The sequence below is a fragment of the Pseudomonas sp. LH21 genome (genome assembly GCF_036549575.1).
In the GTDB taxonomy this organism is placed as follows: Bacteria; Pseudomonadota; Gammaproteobacteria; order Pseudomonadales; family Pseudomonadaceae; genus Aquipseudomonas; species Aquipseudomonas peradeniyensis.
Genome location: NZ_CP144367.1, coordinates 5,349,412 through 5,374,570 on the forward strand (window position 1 = coordinate 5,349,412; position 25,159 = coordinate 5,374,570).

At 65.0% G+C, this 25,159-nt stretch carries 23 protein-coding genes; 7 read left to right on the forward strand and 16 right to left on the reverse strand.

What is annotated here, in order from left to right; all coding sequences use genetic code 11:
* Nucleotides 1-2: 2 nt before the first annotated feature.
* The 10 genes from VUG52_RS24410 to VUG52_RS24455 form a co-directional block, all read right to left on the reverse strand.
* Entirely contained in the window at nucleotides 3-1,190 is a 1,188-nt protein-coding gene (locus VUG52_RS24410) for an ATP phosphoribosyltransferase regulatory subunit (RefSeq protein WP_050707073.1), read from the reverse strand.
* Nucleotides 1,191-1,482: 292 nt separating this feature from the next.
* Nucleotides 1,483-2,352: a protease modulator HflC gene (hflC, locus tag VUG52_RS24415; protein ID WP_050707074.1), complete on the reverse strand. Its 870-nt coding sequence runs from the start codon at nucleotides 2,350-2,352 to the stop codon at nucleotides 1,483-1,485.
* Nucleotides 2,352-3,536 carry an FtsH protease activity modulator HflK gene (gene hflK / locus VUG52_RS24420; RefSeq protein ID WP_050707075.1) on the reverse strand — a complete coding sequence of 395 codons (1,185 nt, stop codon included), beginning with the start codon at nucleotides 3,534-3,536 and terminating at the stop codon, nucleotides 2,352-2,354. Before hflK ends, hflC begins: the two co-directional genes overlap by 1 nt.
* 96 nt (nucleotides 3,537-3,632) lie before the next feature.
* The gene (hflX, locus tag VUG52_RS24425) at nucleotides 3,633-4,934 is read right to left on the reverse strand and encodes a ribosome rescue GTPase HflX (RefSeq protein ID WP_050707076.1); all 1,302 of its coding nucleotides are present in this window, start codon (nucleotides 4,932-4,934) and stop codon (nucleotides 3,633-3,635) included.
* An 18-nt stretch (nucleotides 4,935-4,952) separates the two neighbouring features.
* The gene (hfq, locus tag VUG52_RS24430; protein ID WP_028688261.1) at nucleotides 4,953-5,213 is read right to left on the reverse strand and encodes an RNA chaperone Hfq; all 261 of its coding nucleotides are present in this window, start codon (nucleotides 5,211-5,213) and stop codon (nucleotides 4,953-4,955) included.
* A gap of 94 nt (nucleotides 5,214-5,307) precedes the next feature.
* On the reverse strand, nucleotides 5,308-6,279 hold the full coding sequence (gene miaA, locus VUG52_RS24435) for a tRNA (adenosine(37)-N6)-dimethylallyltransferase MiaA (protein ID WP_050707077.1): 972 nt from the start codon (nucleotides 6,277-6,279) through the stop codon (nucleotides 5,308-5,310).
* A gap of 1 nt (nucleotide 6,280) precedes the next feature.
* Nucleotides 6,281-8,182, reverse strand: coding sequence for a DNA mismatch repair endonuclease MutL (gene mutL / locus VUG52_RS24440; protein ID WP_050707078.1), 1,902 nt, complete (start codon nucleotides 8,180-8,182; stop codon nucleotides 6,281-6,283).
* The gene (locus VUG52_RS24445) at nucleotides 8,179-9,621 is read right to left on the reverse strand and encodes an N-acetylmuramoyl-L-alanine amidase (protein WP_371263160.1); all 1,443 of its coding nucleotides are present in this window, start codon (nucleotides 9,619-9,621) and stop codon (nucleotides 8,179-8,181) included. The genes mutL and VUG52_RS24445 overlap by 4 nt, the downstream gene beginning before the upstream one ends.
* The gene (gene tsaE, locus VUG52_RS24450) at nucleotides 9,622-10,074 is read right to left on the reverse strand and encodes a tRNA (adenosine(37)-N6)-threonylcarbamoyltransferase complex ATPase subunit type 1 TsaE (RefSeq protein WP_371263161.1); all 453 of its coding nucleotides are present in this window, start codon (nucleotides 10,072-10,074) and stop codon (nucleotides 9,622-9,624) included.
* An 8-nt stretch (nucleotides 10,075-10,082) separates the two neighbouring features.
* Entirely contained in the window at nucleotides 10,083-10,934 is an 852-nt protein-coding gene (locus tag VUG52_RS24455; RefSeq protein WP_050707081.1) for an NAD(P)H-hydrate dehydratase, read from the reverse strand.
* 64 nt (nucleotides 10,935-10,998) lie between these two features.
* Between VUG52_RS24455 and queG the strand changes: the two genes are divergently transcribed.
* Nucleotides 10,999-12,063, forward strand: coding sequence for a tRNA epoxyqueuosine(34) reductase QueG (gene queG / locus VUG52_RS24460; protein ID WP_050707082.1), 1,065 nt, complete (start codon nucleotides 10,999-11,001; stop codon nucleotides 12,061-12,063).
* Between the two features lie 783 nt (nucleotides 12,064-12,846).
* Here queG and VUG52_RS24465 read toward each other — a convergent pair.
* The gene (locus VUG52_RS24465) at nucleotides 12,847-13,458 is read right to left on the reverse strand and encodes a trimeric intracellular cation channel family protein (protein WP_023630647.1); all 612 of its coding nucleotides are present in this window, start codon (nucleotides 13,456-13,458) and stop codon (nucleotides 12,847-12,849) included.
* 92 nt (nucleotides 13,459-13,550) lie between these two features.
* Nucleotides 13,551-14,093 (reverse strand): oligoribonuclease, encoded by a 543-nt coding sequence (gene orn / locus VUG52_RS24470; protein ID WP_028688268.1) that lies wholly within the window; start codon nucleotides 14,091-14,093, stop codon nucleotides 13,551-13,553.
* A 109-nt stretch (nucleotides 14,094-14,202) separates the two neighbouring features.
* On the opposite strand from orn, the gene rsgA reads away from it, so the two are divergent.
* On the forward strand, nucleotides 14,203-15,234 hold the full coding sequence (rsgA, locus tag VUG52_RS24475) for a small ribosomal subunit biogenesis GTPase RsgA (RefSeq protein ID WP_050707162.1): 1,032 nt from the start codon (nucleotides 14,203-14,205) through the stop codon (nucleotides 15,232-15,234).
* 146 nt (nucleotides 15,235-15,380) lie between these two features.
* Nucleotides 15,381-15,860 carry a molecular chaperone Tir gene (locus VUG52_RS24480; RefSeq protein ID WP_262951316.1) on the forward strand — a complete coding sequence of 160 codons (480 nt, stop codon included), beginning with the start codon at nucleotides 15,381-15,383 and terminating at the stop codon, nucleotides 15,858-15,860.
* Nucleotides 15,861-15,990: 130 nt separating this feature from the next.
* Here VUG52_RS24480 and motB read toward each other — a convergent pair whose 3' ends face one another.
* Nucleotides 15,991-17,007: a flagellar motor protein MotB gene (motB, locus tag VUG52_RS24485; RefSeq protein WP_050707163.1), complete on the reverse strand. Its 1,017-nt coding sequence runs from the start codon at nucleotides 17,005-17,007 to the stop codon at nucleotides 15,991-15,993.
* Between the two features lie 3 nt (nucleotides 17,008-17,010).
* Nucleotides 17,011-17,862, reverse strand: a complete 852-nt coding sequence (motA, locus tag VUG52_RS24490; protein WP_023630652.1) for a flagellar motor stator protein MotA — start codon at nucleotides 17,860-17,862, stop codon at nucleotides 17,011-17,013.
* Nucleotides 17,863-17,992: 130 nt separating this feature from the next.
* On the opposite strand from motA, the gene VUG52_RS24495 reads away from it, so the two are divergent.
* From VUG52_RS24495 to asd, 3 genes are read left to right on the forward strand one after another with little or no spacing between them, the layout of a single operon-like run.
* A complete protein-coding gene (locus tag VUG52_RS24495) occupies nucleotides 17,993-19,528 on the forward strand; it encodes an HDOD domain-containing protein (protein WP_050707164.1) in 1,536 nt (511 codons plus the stop codon).
* A 44-nt stretch (nucleotides 19,529-19,572) separates the two neighbouring features.
* Nucleotides 19,573-20,382 (forward strand): thiosulfate sulfurtransferase, encoded by an 810-nt coding sequence (gene rhdA / locus VUG52_RS24500; protein WP_050707165.1) that lies wholly within the window; start codon nucleotides 19,573-19,575, stop codon nucleotides 20,380-20,382.
* A 9-nt stretch (nucleotides 20,383-20,391) separates the two neighbouring features.
* Nucleotides 20,392-21,255, forward strand: coding sequence for an archaetidylserine decarboxylase (gene asd, locus VUG52_RS24505; protein WP_028688274.1), 864 nt, complete (start codon nucleotides 20,392-20,394; stop codon nucleotides 21,253-21,255).
* A 170-nt stretch (nucleotides 21,256-21,425) separates the two neighbouring features.
* Here asd and serB read toward each other — a convergent pair whose 3' ends face one another.
* Nucleotides 21,426-22,640, reverse strand: coding sequence for a phosphoserine phosphatase SerB (serB, locus tag VUG52_RS24510; RefSeq protein ID WP_050707166.1), 1,215 nt, complete (start codon nucleotides 22,638-22,640; stop codon nucleotides 21,426-21,428).
* Nucleotides 22,641-22,776: 136 nt separating this feature from the next.
* On the opposite strand from serB, the gene VUG52_RS24515 reads away from it, so the two are divergent.
* Nucleotides 22,777-24,228: a histidine kinase gene (locus tag VUG52_RS24515; protein ID WP_050707167.1), complete on the forward strand. Its 1,452-nt coding sequence runs from the start codon at nucleotides 22,777-22,779 to the stop codon at nucleotides 24,226-24,228.
* Nucleotides 24,229-24,418: 190 nt separating this feature from the next.
* Here VUG52_RS24515 and VUG52_RS24520 read toward each other — a convergent pair whose 3' ends face one another.
* Entirely contained in the window at nucleotides 24,419-25,129 is a 711-nt protein-coding gene (locus tag VUG52_RS24520; protein WP_050707168.1) for a PqiC family protein, read from the reverse strand.
* Nucleotides 25,130-25,159: the final 30 nt, after the last annotated feature.

Here is a 25,159-nt window from a genome sequence, read left to right on the forward strand (position 1 = left end):
TCTCAATGGGTCAGCGGCAGAACCTGCCAGCGCCCGTCTTGCTGAATCAATTGCCGATCACAATCCGCTTCGAAGGCAGCACTCAACGGCTGGCCAGGCAGGGCCTGGACCACACGCTGGCCTTCGTTGCGCAACTGGCAGACTTGCTGCCAGAGGGCCGCATCGCTGCTGTCGGGCATCCAGATGCCGCCAGCAGGCAATACGACCTCCGCTCGCCCCAGTGTGACCAGGGTCTTCAAATCCGTGGAGAATCCGGTGGCCGGACGTGCCCGGCCAAAATCGGCGCCGATGTCGTCGTAGCGACCGCCCTGGGCGATCGACTGACCTTCGCCCGGCACGAACACCGCGAACACCACGCCGGTGTGATAGTTGTAGCCGCGCAGCTCGCCGAGGTCGAAGTACAACGGCAGATCCGGGTAACGCGATGCCAGGCGATCGGCGATCGCCAGCAGGTCGTCCAGCGCCGCCAGCACGCTGGCCGGGGCACGGCCCAGGCGCACGCGGGCCTCGGCCAGCACTTCACGGCCGCCGCACAGCTCGACCAAGGCCCGCAGCATGTTGCCCAGGTCCTTCGGCAGATCGGCGGTGAGCGCCTGCACTTCGTCGACCGCCTTGCGCTGCAGGGCGTCGAACAGCTGCTGCTCCACGTCGCCGGACAGGTTGGCGGCACGGGCCAGGCCGCGGTAGATACCGACATGGCCGAGGTCCATGTGCACATCCGGCACATCGGTCAGCTGCAGCGTGGCGAGCATCAGGCTGATGACCTCGACATCGCTGGTGGGGCTGGCGTCGCCATACAACTCGGCGCCCAGCTGGATCGGGCTGCGCGAGGTGGACAGGGCACGCGGCTGCGCGTGCAGCACGCTGCCGGCGTAGCACAGGCGGCTCGGGCCCTCACGGCGCAGGGTGTGGGCGTCGATGCGCGCCACCTGCGGGGTGAAGTCGGCACGGAAGCCCATCAGGCGGCCGGACTGCGGGTCGACGACCTTGAAGGTGCGCTGGTCCAGGTCCTGGCCGGCGCCGGTGAGCAGCGACTCCAGGTACTCGATATGCGGCGTGACGACCAGTTCGTAACCCCAACTCTGGAACAGGTCCAACACCTGACGCCGCGCGATCTCGATGCGCGCCGCCTCAGGTGGCAGTACTTCCTCGATGCCATCTGGCAGCAGCCAGCGGTCTACCGTTGCCATTACGCCATTTCCCCTCTGGTCCGGGCGGCCTGCCCGCAGGCGAGCCGTGAGTGAAGCAGGCATTGGCGCACAATAGCGGGCAGCACTGATCCCAGCGCAACCACCGTACCCAATACCCTCGAATTGCCTTGCGTCCTGACCAAACCGTCAACAAGCCATGGGCCGATCAACCTTGCAGACGCAAAAAAGCCGGGAATTTCCCGGCTGCCGCATCATACACCCCTTTTCATTCAGGATGCACCCCGCCTGGCATTTTAGCTGCCAGACGGGGCGCCCCGTCATGAGAGCAACCTCAGGGCTTGCTCTTGTCCAGGTAACGGAAGAACTCGTTCTTCGGATCCAGGACCAGTACGTCGCTCTTGCTCGAGAAGCTCTCGCGGTAGGCCTGCAGGCTACGGTAGAACGCGTAGAAATCGGCGTCCTGGCTGTAGGCCTTGGCATAGATGGCAGCCGCCTGGGCGTCACCATCACCGCGGGTCTCTTCCGCTTCGCGATACGCCTCGGCCAGCAGCACGCGGCGCTGACGGTCGGCGTCGGCACGAATACCTTCGGCCAGCTCGTTACCCTTGGCGCGGTGCTCGCGGGCCTCACGCTCACGCTCGGTGCTCATGCGGTCGAACACGCTGCGGTTGACTTCCTTCGGCAGGTCGATGGCCTTGACGCGAACGTCGACCACTTCGATACCCAGCTCCTTGCTGGCCATGCGGTTCAGCGAGGCGGTGATATCGGCCATCAACGCGTCACGCTCACCGGACACCACTTCGTGCAGGGTGCGTTTACCGAACTGGTCACGCAGGCCGCTTTCCAGACGACGCGACAGGCGCTCGTCGGCGATCTGCTTCATGCCCGAGGTCGCGGTGTAGAAGCGCTCGGCGTCCTTGACCCGCCACTTGGCATAGGCATCGACCATCACCGCTTTCTTCTCCAGCGTCAGGAAACGCTGGGTCGGGGCGTCGAGGGTCATCAGGCGGGCGTCGAACTTGCGCACCTGGTTCACGTACGGCACCTTCACGTGCAGGCCCGGCTGGACATCGGCCTTGACCACGCGACCGAACTGCAGCAATACCGCGCGCTCGGTCTGCGAGACGATGTAGAAGCAGTTCCAGGCGGCGATCGCCACGACCACGGCACCAATCAGGGCGAACAGCGATTTATTGCTCATCAGCGGCTCTCCCTGGAACGCAGCGGCGGTTGTTGTTGCAGGTCCTGCGCGGCGCGCGCGGCGGCGTCGTTGACCGACGGCGAAACGCTGCTGACCGGTGCCGACGCGCTGTTGCGGCTGCCTTCGACCATCTTGTCCAGTGGCAGGTAGAGCAGGTTGTTCTGCCCGTCCTTGGTGGCCACCATGACCTTGCTGGAGTTGCTGTACACCTCCTGCATGGTGTCGATGTACAGACGCTGGCGAGTGACTTCCGGTGCCTTGCGGTACTCGACGACCATCTTGCTGAAGCGGTCGGCCTCACCCTTGGCGCGGGCGATGACTTCATCGCGGTAGCCATTGGCATCCTCGATGATGCGCTGCGCCTGGCCACGCGCCTCGGGCACCACGCCGTTGGCGTAGGACTCGGCCTGGTTGCGCGCACGCTGCTCGTCTTCACGGGCGCGGATCACGTCGTCGAAGGCTTCCTGCACTTCACGCGGGGCTGCCGCGCTCTGCACGTTGACCTGGGTGACGGTGATACCCGTGCGGTAGGTGTCGAGGAATCGTTGCAGACGCTCGCGGATGTCCACGGCCATCTGCTCGCGGCCTTCGGTCAGCACCTGGTCCATCGAGGTGGAACCCACCACGTGGCGCAGGGCGCTGTCGGTGGCATGCTGCAGGCTGACTTCCGGCTGGTCGACGTTGAGCACGAAGTCCTGCAGGTTGCTGATGCGGTACTGCACGGTCAGCGGCACCTCGACGATGTTCTCGTCTTCGGTGAGCATCTGGCCCTGCTTGGTGTAGGCCCGCTCGCGGGTCACGTTTTCCATGTACTTGCGATCGATCGGCGGGAAGTAGATGTTCAGGCCGGGACCGACGGTTTCGTAGTACTTGCCGAAGCGCAGCACCACGGCCTGCTCCTGCTCGTCCACCACGTACACGGCGTTATACAGCCAGATGGCAGCCAGCACCGCCAGGCCGATGCCCAGCAGCCCATAGCCGCCACCCTTGCCGATATTGCGGTCGCCACTGCCACCGCGTTTCTTGCCACTGCCGAACATGCCGTTCAGGCTGTCCTGCAGCTTGCGGAAGGCCTCGTCCAGATCCGGTGGACCTTTCTTGTCGCCACCACCGCCGCCGCCGTTACGGCGACCGCCCCAGGGATCCTGATTGTTCGAGTTGCCACCCGGCTCGTTCCAAGCCATAGCGCTCTCCATCTGATAAAGCAAAGACGCGCCCACGGCGCGCCGTCCAATGCTACAGAATGCCTGTCACCGCTGCCCGACGACCTCGACGGGCATTTATTGCAAAGTGTGTTGCTCGACAAACACTTGCGGCTCCATGCCTTCGCGGCTGACCAGGCGATTCAACTCGACCCTGGGCAGTCGCACGCTCAGCAGGCTGCGCCCTTCTTCATCATGCTCTTCACTCTGCACGGCACCCAGGGCAAAGAATTGCGCGCGCAGGCGGGCAAACCGTTGCTCCAGGCACAGGGTTCCGACATACAGATCGTCCCCCAGCAACTCGGCAATCGCCTGGCCAACCAGCTCCAGGCCTCGACCATCGCGTGCCGATACCCAGACCCGCTGCGGCTTGCCATCGGCATCGCGCTGGATCTGCGGCTCGACATCTTCGAGCAGGTCGAGTTTGTTATAGACCTCGAGGATCGGCAAGCTCTCGGCGCCGATCTCGCCCAGCACCGCCAGCACCTGCTCGATCTGCTCCATGCGCTCGGGCTCATGGGCGTCGATCACGTGCAGCAGCAGGTCGGAGTTGCTCGACTCTTCGAGCGTAGCCCGAAATGCCTCGACCAGCTTGTGCGGCAGGTGGCGAATGAAACCCACGGTGTCGGCCAGCACGATCGGCCCCAGGTCGGCCAGCTCGAGCCGGCGCAAGGTCGGGTCGAGGGTGGCGAACAACTGGTCCGCGGCGTACACCTCGGATTGCGTCAGGGCGTTGAACAGGGTCGACTTGCCGGCGTTGGTGTAGCCCACCAGCGACACCGACGGGATGTCCGCGCGCTTGCGCCCGCGACGAGCCTGCTCGCGCTGGCTGCGCACCTTCTCCAGGCGTGCCTTGATCTGACGCAGGCGCACCCGCAGCAGACGGCGGTCGGTTTCCAGCTGGGTCTCACCCGGGCCGCGCAGGCCGATACCACCTTTCTGCCGCTCAAGGTGGGTCCAGCCGCGCACCAGCCGCGTGCTCATGTGCTCGAGCTGGGCCAGTTCGACCTGCAGCTTGCCTTCGTGAGTACGCGCCCGTTGGGCGAAGATATCGAGAATCAGCCCGGTACGGTCCAGCACGCGACACTCGAAGACACGTTCGAGGTTGCGTTCCTGGCTGGGCGTGAGGGTGTGATTGAAAATCACCAGGTCGGCTTCGGCCGATTGGACCAGGTCGCGCAATTCCTCGACCTTGCCGCTGCCGATCAGAAACTTGGCGGTGGGCTGATGCCGCGCCACTGTTACCAGCGAGACGATATCGGCGCCGGCCGACAGCGCCAGCTCCTGAAACTCCTGCGGGTCTTCGCGCGCCTCAGGGTTCTGACCTTCCAAGTGAACGAGCAGCGCTCGCTCACCACCACCGTGGCGCTCAAAGAACAATGCAGGCTCCTACTTTTTTCAAGCGTTGCCTTGCTCGCTGTCGCCGTGATCGGCATCGGACGGGCTTGGCAGGCGAACCGGGCGGGCAGGTACGACAGTCGAAATGGCGTGCTTATAGACCATCTGGCTGACGGTGTTCTTCAGCAGCACAACGAACTGGTCGAAGGATTCGATCTGGCCCTGCAGCTTGATCCCGTTGACCAGATAGATCGAAACCGGGACTTTTTCTTTTCTCAAGGTGTTCAAGTAAGGGTCTTGTAGCGAATGCCCTTTTGACATATGCCGCACTCCTGTAAGGATCAATAGTAGAAAATCAAGAAAATCGATAAATTATGCCGCCCGTCCGCAAGAATAGACGGCATTTGGCAGGGACTCAGCTCAATATGGAGACGGTCCCCAGGTATTTCAAGGTGCGGGACAGATTGTCGCAGGCCAGGCTATCCAGCCAGTGCACGCCTTCCCAGCCGCGCAACCAGGTGAACTGCCGCTTGGCCAGCTGGCGAGTGGCAATGATACCGCGTTCTCGCATCTCATTCTCAGTCAGCTGACCGTCGAGATAATCCCAGACCTGTCGATAGCCCACTGCCCGTATAGACGGCAGTTCCGCGTGCAAGTCACTTCTGGCCCGCAGCGTTCGGACCTCGTCGACGAAGCCCTGTTCCAGCATCTGCGAAAATCGTAACGCAATTCGCTGATGCAAAATGTGACGATCTGTAGGAGCAATCGCCAAACTCGCGACAGTATAGGGCAAATGCCCGCCCGCGCCTGCGTCTGCAGCGCTACTTTCCGCGAATTGACGCTGACGGTGGGCGGTCATGGTCTGGCCGCTGACCCGATACACTTCGAGCGCACGGATAAGCCGCTGCGGATCATTCGGATGGATGCGCGCCGCCGATTCCGGGTCCACCTCGGCCAGCTGTCGGTGCAGCTCGGCCAGGCCCAGGGTGGCGGCCTGGGCCTCGAGTTCGGCGCGCACCGCAGGGTCCGCCGCCGGCATGTCGGCCAGGCCCTCGATCAGGGCCTTGTAATAAAGCATGGTGCCGCCGACCAGCAGCGGGATCTTGCCGCGCGCGGTGATTTCGGCCATGGCCTCGAGAGCATCGGTGCAGAACCGCTTGGCCGAGTAGCTTTCGGCGGGATCGAGGATATCGATCAAACGGTGCGGATGGGCCGCCAGCACCTCTTTGGAGGGCTTCGCGGTGCCGATGTCCATGCCGCGATAGACCAGCGCCGAGTCGACGCTGATCAGCTCGCAGGGCAGCACCTTGGTCAACTCGATGGCAAGATCGGTCTTGCCGGCCGCCGTCGGCCCCATGAGGAATATTGCCGGGGGTTTCGCACTCATCTCATCGGCCCCGCAGGAACAGCTTGTCCAGGTCGTCCAGGCCCATCTGGGTCCAGGTCGGCCGGCCATGGTTGCACTGGCCGCTACGCTCGGTGTTTTCCATGTCGCGCAGCAGCGCGTTCATCTCCGGGATGGCCAGGCGCCGGTTGGCGCGCACCGCACCGTGGCAGGCCATGGTCCCGAGCAGTTCGTTCAGGTGCGCCTGGATGCGGTCGCTGGTGCCGTATTCCATGAGGTCAGCTAGCACGTCCTGAACCAGACGGTTGGCCTCGGCCTGCTTGAGCAGCGCCGGGATCTGGCGGATCGCCAGGGTTTCCGGACCCAGGCGCTGCAGTTCGAAGCCCAGGCGCTGGAACCACTGGGCGTGCTCCTCGGCGCAATCGGCCTCGCGCTGGCTCAGCGCCAGCGATTCGGGCACCAGCAGTGGCTGGCCGCTCAGGCCTTCGCTGGCCATGGCCACCTTCAGGCGCTCGTACATGATCCGCTCATGGGCGGCGTGCATGTCCACCAGCACCAGGCCGACGGCGTTCTCGGCGAGGATATAGATACCCTTGAGCTGCGCCAGGGCGTAGCCCAGCGGCGGGATGTCGCCCTGGCTTTCCGGCAGCGTGCTCGGCGTAGCGGCGGCGTTGTCCAGCGGCGCGTAGAACTCGCGGTAGACCGCCTGGGCCTCGCCGACGTTGACCGGCTGCGCGGGGCGCGGAGTGTACTGGTACTGATACCCGGCTCCAGAACCACCGGAGGAAAAGGCCGGCCGCGCCTCGCCCTGGGGCTGCTCGAGCATCGGCGAGGCCAGGCGCATTTCGCCCTGCGGGCCGAACTCGCCAGCCTGCAGGCCACTCGGGCGAAGCATCTCGCTGGTCGTGGCAGGTGCTGCGAGCTGGTCTTCCGGGCGCACGTCGGCCAGGGCGCGGTGCAGGGTGCCATAAAGGAAGTCGTGGACCGTGCGCCCTTCGCGGAAGCGCACTTCGTGCTTGGTCGGGTGCACGTTGACATCCACCCCGGTCGGGTCGCACTCCAGGAACAGCACGAAGGTCGGGTGGCGGCCATTGAACAGCACGTCGCGATAGGCCTGGCGAACCGCGTGGGCGACCAGCTTGTCGCGCACGGCGCGGCCATTGACGAAGAAGTACTGCAGGTCGGCCTGGCTGCGCGAGAAGGTCGGCAGGCCGACCCAACCCCACAGCCGCAGGCCGTTGCGCTCGACATCGATGGGCAGCGCCTGTTCGAGGAAGCCCGGACCACAGATGGTGCCCACACGCCGCGCCCGGGCCATCTCGTCGGCTGCTTCGTGCAGGCTGAAGATGGTCTTGCCGTTGTGGCGCAGGTGGAAGCCGACGTCGAAACGCGCCAGCGCCAGGCGCCGGATCACTTCCTGCAGGTGATCGAATTCGGTCTTCTCGGCTTTGAGGAACTTGCGCCGGGCCGGGGTGTTGAAGAACAGGTCGCGCACTTCGACCGAGGTGCCGACCGGATGCGCGGCGGGCTGCACCCGCGGCGTCATCTCGCGCCCTTCGGTTTCCACCTGCCAGGCTTCGCTGGCGTCGGCGGTGCGCGAGGTCAGGGTCAGGCGTGCCACCGAGCTGATCGAGGCCAGGGCCTCGCCGCGAAAACCGAGGCTGAGCACGCCTTCGAGGTCTTCCAGCTCGCGGATCTTGCTGGTGGCGTGACGCGCCAGGGCCAGCGGCAGGTCGTCCGGGGCGATGCCGCTGCCGTTGTCGCGCACCCGCAGCAGCTTCACGCCGCCCTGCTCGACCTCGACCTCGATGCGCCGGGCACCGGAGTCGAGGCTGTTTTCCAGCAGCTCCTTGGCCACCGACGCGGGGCGCTCGACCACCTCGCCGGCGGCGATCTGGTTGGCCAGCCGCGGGCTGAGCAGCTGGATGCGCGAACCGCCACTCATTGCTGGGACGCCAGGGCGGTGGTGGGGATGTCCAGGTGCTGGCCGACCTTGAGCTCGTCGGTCTTCAGGCTGTTGCTGCTGCGCAGGCTGGCAACGCTGACCTGGTAGCGCACCGCGATCATCGCCAGTGTCTCGCCGGGGCGCACGGTGTGCTCACGCGGCCCCTGGGCGATCTTGCCGCTGTCGCGCAGCCAGGCGATGTAGGTGCCCGGTGGCGGGTTCTGCTGGAAGAACTGGCGCACGCCGGTGTGGATCGAACGCGCCAGCGCCTGCTGGTGGCTGCGGGTCGCCAGCTTGGCGGCCTCGTTGGCATTGGAGATGAACCCGGTCTCGACCAGGATCGACGGAATGTCCGGCGACTTCAGCACCATGAACCCGGCCTGTTCCACACGCTGCTTGTGCAACGGCGTGACCCGGCCCATGTTGCCCAGCACCTTCTGACCGACGTTGAGGCTGGAGCTGAGGGTGGCGGTCATCGACAGGTCGAGCAGCACGCCGGCCAGCATGCGGTCCTTGTCGTCGAGGCTGACGTTGCCGGCACCGCCGATCAGGTCGGAGCGGTTTTCCGTATCGGCCAGCCAGCGAGCGGTCTCGGAGGTGGCGCCACGGTCGGACAAGGCGAACACCGAGGCGCCAAAGGCGGCCTTCGACGGCGCGGCGTCGGCGTGGATCGAGACGAACAGGTCGGCACCCTTCTTGCGGGCGATCTCGGTGCGCTTGCGCAGCGGGATGAAGTAGTCGCCGGTACGGGTCAGCTCGGCGCGGTAGCCCTTCTCGGAGTTGATCTGGCGCTGCAGCTCCTTGGCGATATCCAGCACGATGTCTTTCTCGTGCTGGCCGCGCGACCCGGACGCGCCCGGGTCTTCGCCGCCGTGGCCGGCGTCGATGGCGACCACGATGTCACGCTTGCCGGCCGGGGCTGGCGGCAGCTTGATCGCCGGCTGCGCCGGGGTGACCGGCACCGCCGGCGTGGTGGCCGGTGGCTGCGGCGTCGGTGGCGGGGTCGGGTTGCTGGCGGCAACGGCGTCGGCTTCCTGGTCGTACAGGTCGACTACCAGGCGGTTGCCGTACTGGGCGTTCGGCGCCAGGACGAAGCTTTTGGGCGAGACGGCCTTCTTCAGGTCGACCACCACGCGCAGGTCGGTGGGCGTGCGCTGGGCCGAGCGCACGCTGGTGATCGGCGTGTTCGAGGTGGAGACGTTCAGCGGCGCGCCCAGGGTGGCGCCGTTGATGTCGATCACCAGGCGATCGGGTGCGGTCAGGGTGAAGACGCTGTGCTGCACAGGCCCGGACAGGTCGAAGACCAGCCGCGTGTTGTCCGGAGCGCGCCACAGGCGCATGCTCTTGACTTGAGTGACGGCCAGAGCGTCAACGGTCACCGCGGTCAGCAGCAGCCCAACGACAGCGACCAGTGCGCGTATGCGCATACCTTTCCCCACTTACTGTTTGAATTCTTTGGCCAGAACGGCACACCAGGCTTCGCCGCGTGCCCCCTGCGGCGACAGGTTCAGCGAACGTCCGCCCGCTTGCGGGCTTATGGTAATGGTCAGGTCAGGCTTTGGCAAAACGCCCGCACCTTTGTCGGGCCATTCGAACAGGCACAGCGCATCGCCCTCGAAATAGTCGCGAATGCCCATGAACTCCAGTTCCTCCGGATCGACCAGGCGATAGAGGTCGAAATGGTAGGCGCGAATGTCGCCGATTTCGTAGGGTTCGACCACGGTGAAGGTCGGACTTTTCACCGGGCCGTCGTGGCCCAGGCCACGGATCAGGCCACGGGACAGCGTGGTCTTGCCGGCGCCCAGGTCGCCTTCGAGAAAGATCACGCCATGACCTTGGGTCACTTCGGCCAGCTTGGCGCCAAAGGCGACGGTGGCTGGCTCGTCGGCCAGAAACAGGGTTACACCTGACACGCTGAATGCTCCTCCAATAACGCTCTAATAACCGGGACCAGATCGCTGGCCGCCAGCCCTCTACCTTTGATACCCAGGCGCTCGCCCGCGCAGGCATGCAGCCATACGCCCAGGCACGCAGCCTGCCAGGCGTCCAGCCCCTGGGCCAGCAACGCCGCCAGCACGCCGCTGAGCACATCGCCCAGCCCGGCACCGGCCATGGCCGGATGCCCTCGCCCGCACTGCGCCAGCTGCCCGGCCGGGTCGGCCACCAGCGTGCCCGCGCCCTTGAGCACGCAGACGCTGGCATAGCGCCGCGCCAGCTTGCGCGCGGCCCCCGGTCGGTCGGCCTGCACCGCCTCGGTGGAGATGCCCAGCAGCCGCGCCGCCTCGCCCGGGTGCGGGGTGAGGATGCTGCCACTGGGCAACGCCAGTGGCGCAGCGGCCAGCAGGTTGAGGGCATCGGCGTCCCACACCTGCGGCAGATGCGCAGGGGTCACCGCCGACAGCAGGCTGCGGCCCCAGGCTGCCTGGCCCAAGCCGGGGCCGACCACCAGCACCGTGGCCCGTGCGAGCGGGCCGAGCAACTGGTTGGCCGAGCTCACGCCCTGCCACATCACCTCCGGCAGGCGGGCCAGCCCGGCGGCGACGTGCTCGTCACGGGTCGCCACGCTGACCAGGCCGGCGCCGCAACGCAGCGCCGCCTCGCTGCTGAGCATGACTGCGCCGCCGGTGCCCAGGTCACCGCCGATCACCAGCACATGGCCGAAATCGCCCTTGTGGGCGTCGGCGGCGCGGGGTGGCAGCCCGGCCAAGGTCAGGCTGCTCAGCAGCAATGGGGGGTGTTTGGTCTGAGGCATGGGGTCAAAGGCTCCGATGTCTGGCAGAATTATACGCACCTCCGCTTGTAATGCTTGTTCATCCATGTCCGCCAACCTCCCAGACATCGTCTCACTGGCCCAATCGATCAAGGATTGGGGCCGCGAACTCGGTTTTGCCCATGTCGGCATCGCCGGCGTCGACCTTGGCGAGCACGAACAACACCTGCAGCGCTGGCTGGCGGCCGGCTACAACGGCGAGATGGAGTACATGGGCGACCATGGCCACAAGCGCTCGCGCCCGGCCGAGCTGATCCCCGGCACGCTGCGGGTGATTTCGTTGCGCATGGACTACCTGCCCGGCGACACGCAGATGGCCAAGCGCCTGGCGGAGCCGGAAAAAGCCTACATCTCGCGCTACGCCCTGGGCCGCGATTACCACAAGCTGGTGCGCAAGCGCGTGCAGCACTTCGCCGACCGCATCCAGGAGGCCATCGGCCCCTTTGGCTACCGTGCCTTCGTCGACAGCGCCCCGGTGCTGGAGAAGGCTCTGGCGCAGGAGGCCGGCCTGGGCTGGATCGGCAAGAACACCTTGCTGCTCAACCGCAAGGCCGGCAGCTATTTCTTCCTGGCCGAGCTGTTCGTCGACCTGCCGCTGCCGATTGACGGCGTGCAGGGCAGCGATCATTGCGGGCGCTGCCAGGCGTGCCTGGACATCTGCCCGACCCAGGCATTCGTCGGGCCTTACCAGCTCGATGCGCGGCGTTGCATTTCGTACCTGACCATCGAATTGCGCGGTGCCATTCCACTGGAACTGCGGCCACTGATCGGTAACCGGGTGTTCGGTTGCGACGATTGCCAGATCGTCTGTCCTTGGAACCGTTTCGCCAAGACCACCACCGAAGACGACTTCATGCCCCGCCGGGGGCTGGACAATATCGAGCTGGCCGAGCTGTTCCTGTGGGATGAAAAGCGTTTTCTCGGCTGCACCGAGGGTTCGCCCTTGCGGCGGGCGGGGTATGAACGGTTTTTGCGTAACCTGGCGGTGGGGCTGGGGAATGCCCCTTCGACCATTCCCGTGTTGGAGGCGCTCAACGCGCGACGGGATGATCCTTCGGAGCTGGTGCGCGAGCACGTGGAGTGGGCGCTGGCTCGCCACGACGCCCTTTGACGCTTGCTGGCTCTGGCTTTGGCTTGGCTTGGCTTGGCTTTGCTTTGGCGATCAAAAGATTAACTCCACAGCCCACTAGCGACAGCTGCATCAGCCCAGGCGCCGCCCGTACCTTCGCGACTTCAGGAGGCCGAACGCAGGCCTTGCGGAGGGAGGTGACGGGCATGGATGCCCGTCAAGCGCTGGGGCCCAGGATGGGCCCTGCAGCGCGGTCCTCCCGGGAGCAAGGCCGGAGTGAGGGGACCCGGAGCGAAGCGTAGGGCCGGATGAATGGAGCGCAGCGTTTTTTGGTTACTTTTTGTCGCGTTTGACAAAAAGTGACTCGCCGGGGGGCGAAAGGGTGACTGTGCGTCATTATAGCTAATGAATGCGCTTACAACTATGAAAACGCACGCCGATCGCATTTGACTTTGACTTTGACTTTGACTTTGAGAGAGTGTGTTTTGAAAGTTATATGCGCATTCATTTGCGATAGTGACGCAAAGTCACCTTTCCGCCCTTACGGCGGGTCCCTTTTTGAAGGATCAAAAAGGAACCAAAAAATCCTCGCTCCATTCATCCGGCCCCTACGCTTCGCTCCGGGGTTCCCTCGCTCCGTTCTTGCTCCTGAAGTCGCAATTGGCGGCGCCTGAACTATCGCGCGCTTAGAAGCAAGATCAAGATCAAGATCAACGGGCATGAGCCAATTATCGGGGCACTGGCAGTATAGCTACAGTTATATGCTCTTGCCGGCAAACAGGCTCCCACAAGAACAACTGAACACCTCAGAGCGCAGCGCTATATCTATTGTTGATCGTTGTAATGAAACTTCGGCATCTCCCAATGAAACCGAATCGCCAACAACCGCACCAGAAAACCACCAAACAATGTCAGCAACATGGCCTGCTCCGCCGGCACCTTGAAGTAAACACACCCAAGATAAAACCAAGCCGCCGCAAACGACACACTGGCATAGAGCTCACGCCGAAACACCAACGGAATATCGTTGCAGAAGATATCCCGCAGGATGCCGCCAAACACCCCGGTAATCACCCCGCTGATCGAAGCGACCAGGAACCCCTGCCCCATCTCCAGCGCGGTCATGCAGCCGATCAGGGTAAACGCCACCAGCCCCAGGGCATCGAGCACCAGGAACAGCGACCGCAAATGCCGCATCAAGGGCGCGATGAAAATCGTCAGCAGCGCCGCGAAGCTGGTCAGCACCAGGTACTCCGGGTGCTTCACCCAGGTCAGCGGGTAGTGCCCGAGCAGCACGTCGCGCACCGAGCCGCCACCCAGCGCGGTGACACAGGCGATCAGCACCACGCCGAACCAGTCCATGCCGCGACGGCCGGCGGACAGGGCGCCAGTCATGGCTTCAGCGGTGATGGCGATGAGGTAGAGCATCAGCAACATGGTGCAGGTCCGTGCGGGAAAGGCGCGCAGTCTACCCAGTCGCGCGGGGCACCAAAAGGGGGCGCGCCGACGATCGTCGGCGCACGGCAAGGTCAGACCTTGATGAAATGCTCGCGATAGTGACGCAGCTCGCCAATCGACTCGCGAATATCGTCCAGCGCCAGATGGGTGCTGCCCTTCTTGAAGCTGTCACGCACTTCCGGCGCCCAGCGCGCGGCCAGCTCCTTGAGCGTGGACACATCGAGGTTGCGATAGTGGAAGTAGTTTTCCAGCTCGCGCATGTGGCGATAGAGGAAACGGCGGTCCTGGCAGATGCTGTTGCCACAGATCGGCGACTTGCCCTTCGGCACCCACTGCTCGAGGAAAGCGATGGTCTGCGCCTCGGCCTCGGCCATGCTCACCTTGCTCTCACGCACGCGCTGGGTCAGGCCCGAGGCGCCGTGGGTGCGGGTGTTCCACTCGTCCATGCGCGCCAACACTTCGTCGCTATGGTGAATGGCGATCACCGGGCCTTCGGCCAGGGTGTTCAGCTCGCTATCGGTGACGATGGTGGCCATCTCGATGATGACGTCGTTGTCCGGGTCCAGGCCGGTCATCTCCAGATCGATCCAGATCAGGTTCTGTGGGTTCTGCATGAAAAGGCTCCTCGAATAGCCCGTCATATTAGCCTAGCGGGGCGGCTCGTGGGCGCGCCGTGCTAAACTGCCCGCCGTTTTCTTTCTGCCCCGCCGACACGGAACCCTCATGGCCAAACGCCAGCTCAACCGCCGCCAGAACTGGCGCATCGAAAAGATCCAGGGCGAGCGCGCCGCCCGCGCCGCCAAACGCGAGCAGCACGTGCTGCAGGAGCTGGAGGGTGGCGATCTGGGGCCGGAACAGCTGGGTCTGGTGATCGCCCACTTCGGCGTGCAGGTCGAGGTCGAGGCCCAGGACGGCGAGGCCGCCGGTCAGGTCTTCCGCTGCCACCTGCGGGCCAACCTGCCGGCGCTGGTCACCGGCGATCGCGTGGTCTGGCGCGCCGGCAACCAGGGCATCGGCGTGATCGTCGCGCAGATGCCACGCAGCACCGAGCTTTGCCGGCCAAACAACCACGGCCAGCTCAAGCCGGTGGCGGCCAACGTCGACCTGATCGTCATTGTCTTCGCCCCGGCGCCCGAGCCGCACCCCAACCTGATCGACCGCTACCTGGTGGCCGCCGAGCATGCCGGCATCCGCCCGCTGCTGCTGCTGAACAAGGCCGACCTGATCAATGACGAGAACGGTCCGACCCTCCACGCGATGCTGGAAGTCTACCGCGGCCTGGGCTACCCGCTGCTGGAAGTCTCGGCCCACCACGGCGATGGCATGCAACGCCTGCAGGAAACCCTCGACGGCCATATCAGCGTGTTCGTCGGTCAATCCGGCGTGGGCAAGTCCTCGCTGGTCAACAGCCTGCTGCCCGAGGCCGGTACCCGGGTCGGCGACCTGTCGGAGTGGTCCGGCCAGGGCACGCATACCACCACCACCGCACGGCTGTACCACTTCCCCAACGGCGGTGACCTGATCGACTCGCCAGGCATCCGCGAGTTCGGCCTGATGCACGTCAGCCGCGACGACGTGGAGGATGGTTTCATCGAATTCCGCGAACTGATCGGCCACTGTCGCTTTCGCGACTGCAAGCATGATCGCGAGCCCGGTTGTGCCCTGCTCAAGGCGTTGGAGGACGGCAGCGTCACCCAGCAGCGGATGAACAGCTACCGCTCGATCATCGCCAGCCTGCCGGAAGATACCTACTGATTGGGCAGGTTTGCCTACCTAGACTGTAGGAAATATTACCGCGCTAGGTAGGACCGTTCCGGTTTCGCAGTCACCTATTGTCCCTACCCCTGCTTTCCCTGATCGTCATGACTTGTCGTCGGTATTGATCAGGGAGGGCAACAAGGATGCCGGTATTCATCAGTTACCGCCGGGATGAGCGGCTCGATGCCTTCATCCTCAATGAACGCCTCCTGCTCGAAGGCATTCCCACCCAACTGGTGCCCTTCGACAGTGAAGGGCAGACCCTGGACGACCTGCATGGCGGCTTCTGCCAGCACATGGCCGATGCCACCCACTGGATCGGCGTGCTGTCCGAGCACACCGTCGACGACTGGTGGACGACCTGGCTGTTGGGCGCCGCGGCCATGGCCAATCGTCGGGTGAGTTTCTATCACGCGGGCAGCGGCGAGCTGCCGGAGTGCCTGGGCAGGTGGCCAGCAATGCGCGAGCGGGAACATATCGAGCTGTTCGTGCGGGCCTACCATGACGAGCAGACCTTTGGCCGCGCCATGGCCTCGATGACCGGACCCGGGAGCCTGTCGGACAGGGATAACGCGGATTTCTTTCACGCCGATCTCAAGGCCAAGATCAGGCGGGGCTTCTGAGCGCGCCAGGGCAGGCTTGTGGGAGCAACTGACTTGCACTGCCTGCAATTGACTCATCGCGGGGCAAGCCCGCTCCCACGCTGAACGTGGTGCTGGCAATGAAAAAGGGCCGCTAAGCGGCCCCTTTCATTTACTGGTCCTTGGCCTCATCCATCTTCAACACGCCATCCTCGAAGATGTTCAGCTTCTGGCGCAGTTCGCGCGGCTGCATAGGCGCATCGCTCGGCGCCGCGGAGGCCCCCGGTGCAGCGTCCGCAGGCGGCGTTGCAGTGGCCGGTGGCGTAGCCTCCGGCGCACCCTGCTCACCCTCGATATCACGCTGGGCCTTCTTGGTCAGGACGATGATATCGATGCGGCGGTTGACCGGGTTGAACGGATTGGCCCGGTCGAACAGCGACGACGAGGCATAGCCGACCACCCGCGCCACCTGCTCGTCCGGATAGCCGCCAGCAACCAGGGCCCGACGCGCGGCGTTGGCACGGTTGGCCGACAGTTCCCAGTTGCCGAAGTCGCCGGTGCCGGAATACGGCTTGGCGTCGGTGTGGCCACTGATGCTGATCTTGTTCGGCACCGCCTTGATGGTGTCGGCCATGGCCAGCAGGATGTCCTCGAAATACGGCTGCAGGCGTGCGCTACCCAGGTCGAACATCGGCCGGTTCTCGGCGTCCATGATCTGGATGCGCAGACCGTCCTGGGTGATCTCGAACAGGATCTGGTCCTTGAACTTCTGCAGCTGCGGGTTTTCCTCGACCTTGTTCTGCAACTCCTGCAGCAAGAGCTCGAGGCGCTCGCGCTCGACCTGCTCGGCCATGGTCTCGACCTTGTCCTTGTCCAGCTGCAGGCTGGTGTCAGGGGTCGGCTCGGACTTCACTTCCGGGTTGATGGTCTTTTCCGGCGCCAGTTGCGGCGAGCCGCCCAGGTCGATGATGTAGGGCGTGCCGCTCTCGGAGAAACCGATCGGGTCCTTGAAGTAACCGGCGATGGCGATCTTCTGCTCGGGCGTGGCCGTCGACAGCAGCCAGAGCACCAGGAAGAACGCCATCATCGCCGTGGCGAAGTCGGCGAAGGCGATTTTCCAGGCGCCGCCGTGATGGCCGTCGCCAAAGCGCTTGACGCGCTTGACGATGATGGGCTGATTGTTCTCCATGGCTTAGCGACCGCGTACTGCTTGTTCCAGCTCGGCAAAGCTCGGGCGGTGCGCCGGGTACAGCACCTTGCGACCGAACTCGACCGCCAGCGACGGCGGCATGCCAGAGGCCGAGGCCACCAGCGAGGCCTTGATCGCCTCGTAGACGTTCAGTTCCTCTTTCGCATCGTGGCGCAGGGCGTTGGCCAGCGGGCCGAAGAAGCCATAGGCGGCGAGAATACCGAAGAAGGTACCGACCAGCGCCGCGCCCACGTGCAGGCCGATGGACTTCTGGTCGCCGTCGCCCAGCGAGGCCATGGTCACCACGATACCCAGTACCGCCGCGACGATACCGAAGCCGGGCATGCCGTCGGCGATGCCGGTCACCGCGTGGGACGGGTGCTCCAGCTCTTCCTTCATGCTCAGCAGCTCCATGTCGAACAGGCCTTCGAGCTCATGGGGCGCCATGTTGCCGGTGGACATGATCCGCAGGTAGTCGCAGATGAACGCGGTCATGCGCTCATCGCCCAGCACGGCCGGGTACTTGGCAAAGATCGGGCTGGCCGCGGCGTCCTCGATGTCACCCTCGATGGCCATCATGCCTTCACGACGGCTCTTGTTGAGGATCTCGTACACCAGGCCCAGCACTTCGAGGTAGAAGGTGTGGGTGAAGCGGGTGCCGAACATCTTCAGCGACTTCTTGATTACATGCATGGTCATGTAACCAGGGTTGGCCTGGAGGAACGCACCAAAGGCCGCGCCGCCGATGATCAGCACTTCGAACGGCTGGATCAATGCCGCGATCTTGCCGTGGGAAAGCACGTAGCCGCCGAGCACGCTCGCGAATACGACGATGATGCCGATAATTTTAGCCATAAGTTGGAAGCACTTGCTGTCGTGGTCAGGGTAGGGAACGGAAGCTTGAAAACTCTTCTTCTACTTATCGGCAGAACTGCGCCAGACTATAGCCACTCATTGCGAAAAGCCAGTTCGGACTGATGTCAATATGCCAAGTGAAACCAAGGTGCCAAGTCAGGTTCCGTCGAGTCTAGAGGCCTGGATAAAGCTGCTCGACGGGAATCGAGTACCGGTGCCGAAAGACAGCCACGACCGTGTTCTACAGGCCATCAACGACAGCCGCCGCTCCCTGCGCGACATCGCCGAACTGATGCAGGACAGCCCCGCACTGGTGCTGTGCGTGATGCGCGAGGCCAATCATTCGGCCAACGCGAGCCAGGCGGAGCCGGCCGAAAGCCTGGAAATTGCCCTCAACCGCCTTGGCCTGGCCCGCACCAGCCAGTTGCTGGCCCGCCTGCCAGCAATGCCGGGCGACGAGATCCCGCCGGTGCTGCGCCAGTTCCTGTTGATCAGCCAGCACGCCACCCAGCAGGCCAACGGCCTGTTCGCCAGCCGCCTGGCGCGGCTTTGGCAGGAGATTCACTGGGGCAGCCTGCTGTTCCTCTCGCCGCTGTGGCCTCTGGCGCTGGCTTACCCCAAGCTGCTCGACACCTGGGAGCTACGGGTCATCCACAAGGGCGAGGACGCCGCCGTGGTCGAGCAGGAATTGTTCGGCGTGCGCCTGATGCAACTGTGCCGAAGCCTGGCCGAACACTGGCGCCTACCCGAGTGGGTCATCCAGGGCTACCGCCTGCTGCTTGAAGAGCGCGAACAACTCGCCCTGGTGCTGAACATCGCCCGCGAGCAGGACCCGCTGGCCCAGCAGCAGCGCCTGGACGACGAGCCGGCCCTGCGCCGCTGGTTCAACCAGCCGCCCAACACCGTGCTGCTGGCCAACGGCCTGGCCCTGGCCGCCCAGGTGGGCTGGGACAACCCGCACCTGCTGCGCTGGCAGTTGCTCACCGCGCTGTACCTGCAGACCACCCTGGACGATGTCCAGCAGCAGGTCCACCAGCAGGCCGCGGCCAGTGCCCGCCATCACGCCCGGCATGCGCTGTTCCACCCGGCCGAGGCGCTGATCTGGCCCTGGCACCAGCGCCGGCCGCACCCGGACATGCTCACCCCGCCGCCACCCAGTACCGAGGACCTCGGCCGCTGGCGCGCGCTGTGCCAGGAACTGCTGGCCCAGCCCAGCCCGTTCAGCAACGCCGTGCACCTGGCCACCCAGGCCCGCGACGCCCTGCTGGCCTGCGGCATGCAGCGCATCATGCTGCTGAGCCTGGACAAGGCCACTGATTACCTGCGCGTGCAGCAGACCGCCGGCCTGCCACGCGAGGCTGCCGCCATGGCGTTGCCCGTTGCGCAGAACAAATTGTTGCAAAAGTTGATGGCAAAAGCCGGGCAACTGCGCCTGACGCCCGACAATCATGCCCAGTTCAGCGCCCTGCTGCCGGCACCGCTGCGCGCCTTCTTCCGCGGCGAGCACCTGTTGCTGCGCTCGCTGGCGGTGGGTGACCAGGTACTGATGCTGGCAGTGGCCGACCAGGACGGCAAGCCGCTGGCCGACGTCAGCGTGCAGGCGTTCGGCAAGACCGCGCAATGCGTGGAACGCGCCCTGGCCGTGTTTGCCACCCGCAATGCCTGACCCTTGCGCTACAATCGCCCCTCTTTCCACCCTGGAGAACGTGGATGACTGACTTTTCCGGCCTGCCCCTGGTGATCGAAGCCGAGGACCTGCTGCCGCGCCTGGATTCGCCACGGCTGATCCTGGTCGACCTGACCAGCGCCAACCGCTATGGCAGCGGGCATATCCCCGGAGCCCGCTTCGTCGACCCGAAACGCACCCAGTTGGGCCAGCCCCCGGCCCCCGGCCTGCTGCCGGCCCGGGCAGACCTGGAAAAGCTGTTCGGTGAACTCGGCCACCGCGACGATGCGGTCTACGTGGTCTACGACGACGAGGGCGGCGGCTGGGCCGGGCGCTTCATCTGGCTGCTCGACGTCATCGGCCACAAGGGTTACCACTACCTGAACGGTGGCATCCAGGCCTGGCCGGCGGACAAGCTGTCCACTGACACGCCTGAAGTCGCCGGCGGCCCGGTGAACCTGCACCTGCATGGCGAACCCACCGCCACCCGCGAGTACCTGCAGAGCCGCCTGGGCGCCGCCGACCTGGTCATCTGGGACGCCCGCGGGCCGCTGGAATACAGCGGCGAGAAAGTCCTGGCGGCCAAGGGCGGGCACATCCCCGGCGCGATCAACTTCGAGTGGACCGCCGGCATGGACCTCAACAACCACCTGCGCATCCGCAAGGACATCGCCGAAGTCCTGCAAAACCTGGGGATCACCCCCGACAAGGAAGTGATCACCCACTGCCAGACCCACCACCGCTCCGGCTTCACCTACCTCGTGGCCAAGGCCCTCGGCTATCCACGGGTGAAGGGCTATGCCGGTTCCTGGGGCGAATGGGGCAACCACCCCGACACGCCCGTCGAAGTTTAAGGACGCTCAATGAAATCCCGCTTGTTCATCATCAGCCAGTACCTGCTGCCGCACCACCTGTTGTCGCGGCTCGCCGGCTGCGTCGCCGAGTGCCGCGCACGCTGGTTCAAGAACGCCTTCACCGCCTGGTTCGCCAAGCGCTACCAGGTGAACATGTCCGAGGCACTGGTCGAAGACCTCAGCGCCTACGAGCACTTCAACGCCTTCTTCACCCGCGCCCTCAAGCCGGGAGCCCGTCCGCTGGACGAAACCCCCGGCGCGATCCTCTGCCCAGCCGATGGCGCCGTCAGCCAGCTCGGCCCGATCGAGCACGGCCGCATTTTCCAGGCCAAGGGCCACGGCTACAGCGCCCTGGAGCTGCTGGGCGGCGATCCGGCCCTGGCCGCACCGTTCATGGGCGGCGAGTTCGCCACCATCTACCTGTCGCCCAAGGACTACCACCGCGTGCACATGCCGCTGGCCGGTACCCTGCGCGAGATGGTCTATGTGCCGGGTCGGCTGTTCTCGGTCAACCAGACCACCGCGGAAAACGTTCCTGAGCTGTTCGCCCGCAACGAGCGCGTGGTCTGCCTGTTCGACACCGAGCGCGGGCCGATGGCCGTGGTGCTGGTCGGCGCGATGATCGTCGCCTCGATCGAGACCGTCTGGGCCGGCCTGGTCACGCCGCCGAAGCGCGAGCTGAAGACCTTCCGCTACGACGAAGCCAGCCGTGCGCCGATCCACCTGGAAAAGGGTGCCGAACTGGGTCGCTTCAAGCTGGGTTCCACCGCCATCGTGCTGTTCGGGCCGGAGCAGGTGAAGTGGGCCGAGAGCCTGGGTGCCGGCTCTGCGGTACGCATGGGTGAGTTGCTGGCGCAGCCGACCCAGGCCTGAGCATCCGGTAAGCAAAAGGCCCTGCATGATGCGAATCATGCAGGGCCTTTTTATTGGGGCTGCGTTGCAGCCCTTTCGCGGCACAAGGCCGCTCCTACAGGGTATTGCGGCTTTCTGTAGGAGCGGCCTTGTGCCGCGAAAGGGCCGCAACGCGGCCCCGGGGCTCAAGATCAGCCGCGCGCTTCGCGATCGCGCACGCCGAGCAGGTACAGCACGCCGTCCAGGCCCAGCGTCGAGATCGCCTGCTTGGCCGACTGACGCACCAGCGGCTTGGCGCGGAAGGCCACGCCCAGGCCGGCCAGGGACAGCATCGGCAAGTCGTTGGCGCCATCACCGACGGCGATGGTCTGCTCGAGCTGCAGGCCCTCCTCGCTGGCCAGTTGCTGCAGCAGGTCGGCCTTGCGCTGGGCATCGACGATCGGCTCGACGGCTACGCCGGTCACCTTGCCGTCGACCACCTCCAGTTCATTGGCGAACACGTAGTCGATGCCCAGGCGCGCCTGCACCTGCTTGGCAAAGTAGGTGAAGCCACCGGAGAGGATGGCGGTCTTGTAGCCCAGGCGCTTGAGCTCGGCAAACAGGTGCTCGGCACCCTCGGTCAGGCGCAGCGAGGCGCCGATCTGGTCGAGCACGCTGACGTCCAGCCCCTTGAGCAAGGCCATGCGCTCCTTGAAGCTGGCGCGAAAATCCAGCTCGCCACGCATGGCGCGCTCGGTGATCGCCGCCACCTGCTCGCCGACGCCGGCGGCCTTGGCCAACTCGTCGATCACTTCGGCCTCGATCAGGGTCGAGTCCATGTCGAACACCGCCAGGCGGCGGTTGCGGCGGAACAGGTCGTCGCGCTGGAAAGCGATGTCAATGTTCAGCTCTTCGGACAGCGCAAAGAAGTCGGCGCGCAAGGCCTGGGCATCGCTGGCCTCGCCGCGCACGGAAATTTCCAGCGCGGACTTGCCCTTGTCGGTCGGGGCGTCCAGCGCCACGCGGGCGGACAGCCGCTCGATGCGCTCGATGGTCAGGCCATACTGGCTGATGATCGCGCTGACCCGCTGCAACTGCTGCGGGGTCACCCGGCGGCTGAGCAGGGTGACGATATGGCGCGCCTCGCCCTGGCTGTCGGCCCAGTGCTGGTAGTCGGCCTCGGAAATGGGAGTGTAGCGGGCCTGCAAGTCCAGTTCGTGAGCCTTGGACTGCACGCTCTGCAGCAGCGCGGTGGCCACTTCGTTGTCGGGGATATCGACCAGGATGCCGAACGACAGGGTGCCGTGCATGACCGCCAGGCCGATGTCGAGAATGTTCACACCGCCCTGGAGCAGGACGCCGGTGATGGCCGCAGTGAGACCCGGACGGTCTTCACCAGTGATGTTGATCAGGACGATTTCGCGCAAGACCGGGGCTCCAACTCGATGAAAAATGCGCATTCTACCGATTTTCCATGACCATCGGGCGCCAACGATACTTTGCCGACAAAACACGTATCGCTATACTGCGCAGCAACTTTCTCGCCATAAAGAGCCGAGCTCTGTGAACCGGCCCACGCCCGTAAAACCCGACAACTTCTTCCTGATGATCTACCGAGCCCTGAGCCAGCGCCGAATCCCACTGGCCCTGCGCATTGCCAGCCATAACATCTTCCTGGTGGCCCTGGCCCTGGTGATCTACGCCTGCGTGATGGGCCTGCAGTTCAAGCAGGCCATGCACGAGCAGGCCGATGCCGTCGGCCAGAGCCTGACCACCCAGACCGCCACCTCGGCCACCGAGCTGCTGGTGTCCAACGACATCCTCAGCCTCAACGTGCTGCTGGGCAACCTGGTGAAGAACCCGCTGGTGGCCCATGCGGCCATCTACAGCGTGGACAACCGCATCCTCGCCGAGGCCGGCCAGCGCCCGCGCAACAGCCTGCTGGGCGAAACCGAAGGGGTCTACCAGACCAAGATCACCTTCCAGGACGTGACCGCCGGTCAACTGCGCATCAGCCTGGACATGAGCCAGTTCCAGCAGCCGATGCTGATCAGCCTGCAGAGCATGGGCATTCTCGCCGCGATCCTGCTGGCCCTTGCCCTGACCCTCAGCCTGCGCCTGGGCCGCTTCATCTCGACCCCGCTGCTGCAACTGCGCGTCTGGTTGCGCGACCCGCACCCGTACACGCCGGGCACCGACCGCCAGGACGAAATCGGCGACCTGGCGCGCCAGCTGCACGCCCGCCTCGCCCCACCGCCGCCACCGGAGCCGGAGGAAGAAGACGAGGAAGACGATTTCGACGACGCGCCCGCTGCCAAGCTCGCCCCACGGACGAATGCGGCGCTACAGACTGTCGATCACGACGAGGACGACGACGCCTTCGCCGACCTGATGGATGAGCAAAGCGCCCCGGCCAAGCCTGTCATCGTCGAGTCCGACGAGCCGCAGTTCAGTGCCGTGCTGGCCGTGCAGCTGGGCTCTCAGGAGCAACTGCGCCGCCTGCCACGCACCCGCCTGACCGAATTGCTGGAACGCTACCGCGACTGCCTGGACCAGGCCGCTTCGCTGTACGAAGGGGAAGTCCACACCCTGAACGACGGCAGCACCCTGCTGTTGTTCCACAGCCGCGATTGCGGCGAGGACTACCTGACCAACGCCATCTGCTGTGGCGAGCTGCTGCGTGCCCTGGGCCACGCCCTGCAGATCGAGGTGGCCGACAGCGGCATCACCCTGCAACTGCAACTGGGCCTGGTACTGGCCGACGACCTGCAAGGCATGGATCAGGTCGACCTGCTGATGACCGAGCAGGCCCAGGACGCCCTGGCCCTGTCGCAGCACAGCCGCAACCTGCTGCTGGTCGAGCGCCGCATCAGTGATGACGCCCTTGTGCGCCAGCGTGCGCGTATTCGGCCGATCGCAAGCCCCGAGGGCGCCTGCTGTGTCGAACGCCTGATGGAGCCTTACCCGTCGATGCTGGAGCGCCAGCTGGCACGGATGCATGAGCGGCGGGCCTGAGCGCGACGACTGATCCAGGATTTGCGTGGGAGCGGGCTTGCCCCGCGATAGCGTCGGGGCAGGCGATGTTGCTGTCTTGGAAGCCCTATCGCGGGGCAAGCCCGCTCCCACGCCGATCCGATAACGTCGTCCCGAGCACACAGCCACAAAAAAGCCCGCATCGCTGCGGGCTTTTTTGTGGCTGCGGACATCAGAAGCGGAACACTTCCATATCGGTACGAATCGGCGAAGCCATTGGAATCTTCGGCTTCTCTGGCTCTTTCTTCACCTGCACCGGCGCCGCCTGCTTGCGTGGCGTCTCCTCGGCGATGGCCGGCTGATTGGCCAGTGGCTTGACCGCGGTGCTCAGCTGTTCGGCCAGCTTCTGCAGCAATTGCCCCTGGGCCTGGACCTGCGCCGACTCGGTGCCCGCGTGGGGTTGCTCGAGGTGGATGATACGGTTGTCACGCACCTGGCCACGGCGGTCCAGCACGCGCCACTGGGCATCCAGGATCGCCGGCTGGTTCTTGCCCGAGTCCAGGCGGGTGATCGACAACAGCACCTGCACGTCCGGCGTGAAGCCGGCGCTCGCCGGCGCCAACACCACGCGCTGGCTGTCCAGGCGCCAAGCCAGCTGGCGCACCAGCAACTGGTCGATATCCGACGAAAGGCTACCGGCCCAGCGGCCATCGGTGGCCGCCGTCAGGCTGCCGTCGGCCTGACGCTGGAGAAAGGTCTCGCGTTGCAGGTAGTCGGCCACCGATACCGGGCCGAGCACCACCGCCATGCCCGCCGCCTGGGTCGGCTGGCCGGGTTCACCACTGTCGAGCTGATACAGGGCGACCGGCTGATGCATGCTGCATCCGCTCAGGCCCAGCAAACCAGTCATCAGCAGCGCAAATGGAAGGCGCGGAAATTTCATTCATCCCATCCAGGCGGCCGTCACCAGACT

Bases quoted from the DNA above. Each gene is read 5' to 3' on its own strand.
- hflC (WP_050707074.1), bottom strand. From the start codon at position 2,352: ATGAGCAATAAATCGCTGTTCGCCCTGATTGGTGCCGTGGTCGTGGCG.
- asd (WP_028688274.1), top strand. From the start codon at position 20,392: ATGAAATCCCGCTTGTTCATCATCAGCCAGTACCTGCTGCCGCACCAC.
- VUG52_RS24455 (WP_050707081.1), bottom strand. From the start codon at position 10,934: ATGCCTCAGACCAAACACCCCCCATTGCTGCTGAGCAGCCTGACCTTG.
- mutL (WP_050707078.1), bottom strand. From the start codon at position 8,182: ATGAGTGGCGGTTCGCGCATCCAGCTGCTCAGCCCGCGGCTGGCCAAC.
- rhdA (WP_050707165.1), top strand. From the start codon at position 19,573: ATGACTGACTTTTCCGGCCTGCCCCTGGTGATCGAAGCCGAGGACCTG.
- orn (WP_028688268.1), bottom strand. From the start codon at position 14,093: ATGCAGAACCCACAGAACCTGATCTGGATCGATCTGGAGATGACCGGC.
- motA (WP_023630652.1), bottom strand. From the start codon at position 17,862: ATGGCTAAAATTATCGGCATCATCGTCGTATTCGCGAGCGTGCTCGGC.
- VUG52_RS24520 (WP_050707168.1), bottom strand. From the start codon at position 25,129: ATGAAATTTCCGCGCCTTCCATTTGCGCTGCTGATGACTGGTTTGCTG.
- VUG52_RS24410 (WP_050707073.1), bottom strand. From the start codon at position 1,190: ATGGCAACGGTAGACCGCTGGCTGCTGCCAGATGGCATCGAGGAAGTA.
- rsgA (WP_050707162.1), top strand. From the start codon at position 14,203: ATGGCCAAACGCCAGCTCAACCGCCGCCAGAACTGGCGCATCGAAAAG.
- queG (WP_050707082.1), top strand. From the start codon at position 10,999: ATGTCCGCCAACCTCCCAGACATCGTCTCACTGGCCCAATCGATCAAG.
- hfq (WP_028688261.1), bottom strand. From the start codon at position 5,213: ATGTCAAAAGGGCATTCGCTACAAGACCCTTACTTGAACACCTTGAGA.
- VUG52_RS24480 (WP_262951316.1), top strand. From the start codon at position 15,381: ATGCCGGTATTCATCAGTTACCGCCGGGATGAGCGGCTCGATGCCTTC.
- miaA (WP_050707077.1), bottom strand. From the start codon at position 6,279: ATGAGTGCGAAACCCCCGGCAATATTCCTCATGGGGCCGACGGCGGCC.
- VUG52_RS24495 (WP_050707164.1), top strand. From the start codon at position 17,993: ATGCCAAGTGAAACCAAGGTGCCAAGTCAGGTTCCGTCGAGTCTAGAG.
- hflK (WP_050707075.1), bottom strand. From the start codon at position 3,536: ATGGCTTGGAACGAGCCGGGTGGCAACTCGAACAATCAGGATCCCTGG.
- motB (WP_050707163.1), bottom strand. From the start codon at position 17,007: ATGGAGAACAATCAGCCCATCATCGTCAAGCGCGTCAAGCGCTTTGGC.
- VUG52_RS24465 (WP_023630647.1), bottom strand. From the start codon at position 13,458: ATGTTGCTGATGCTCTACCTCATCGCCATCACCGCTGAAGCCATGACT.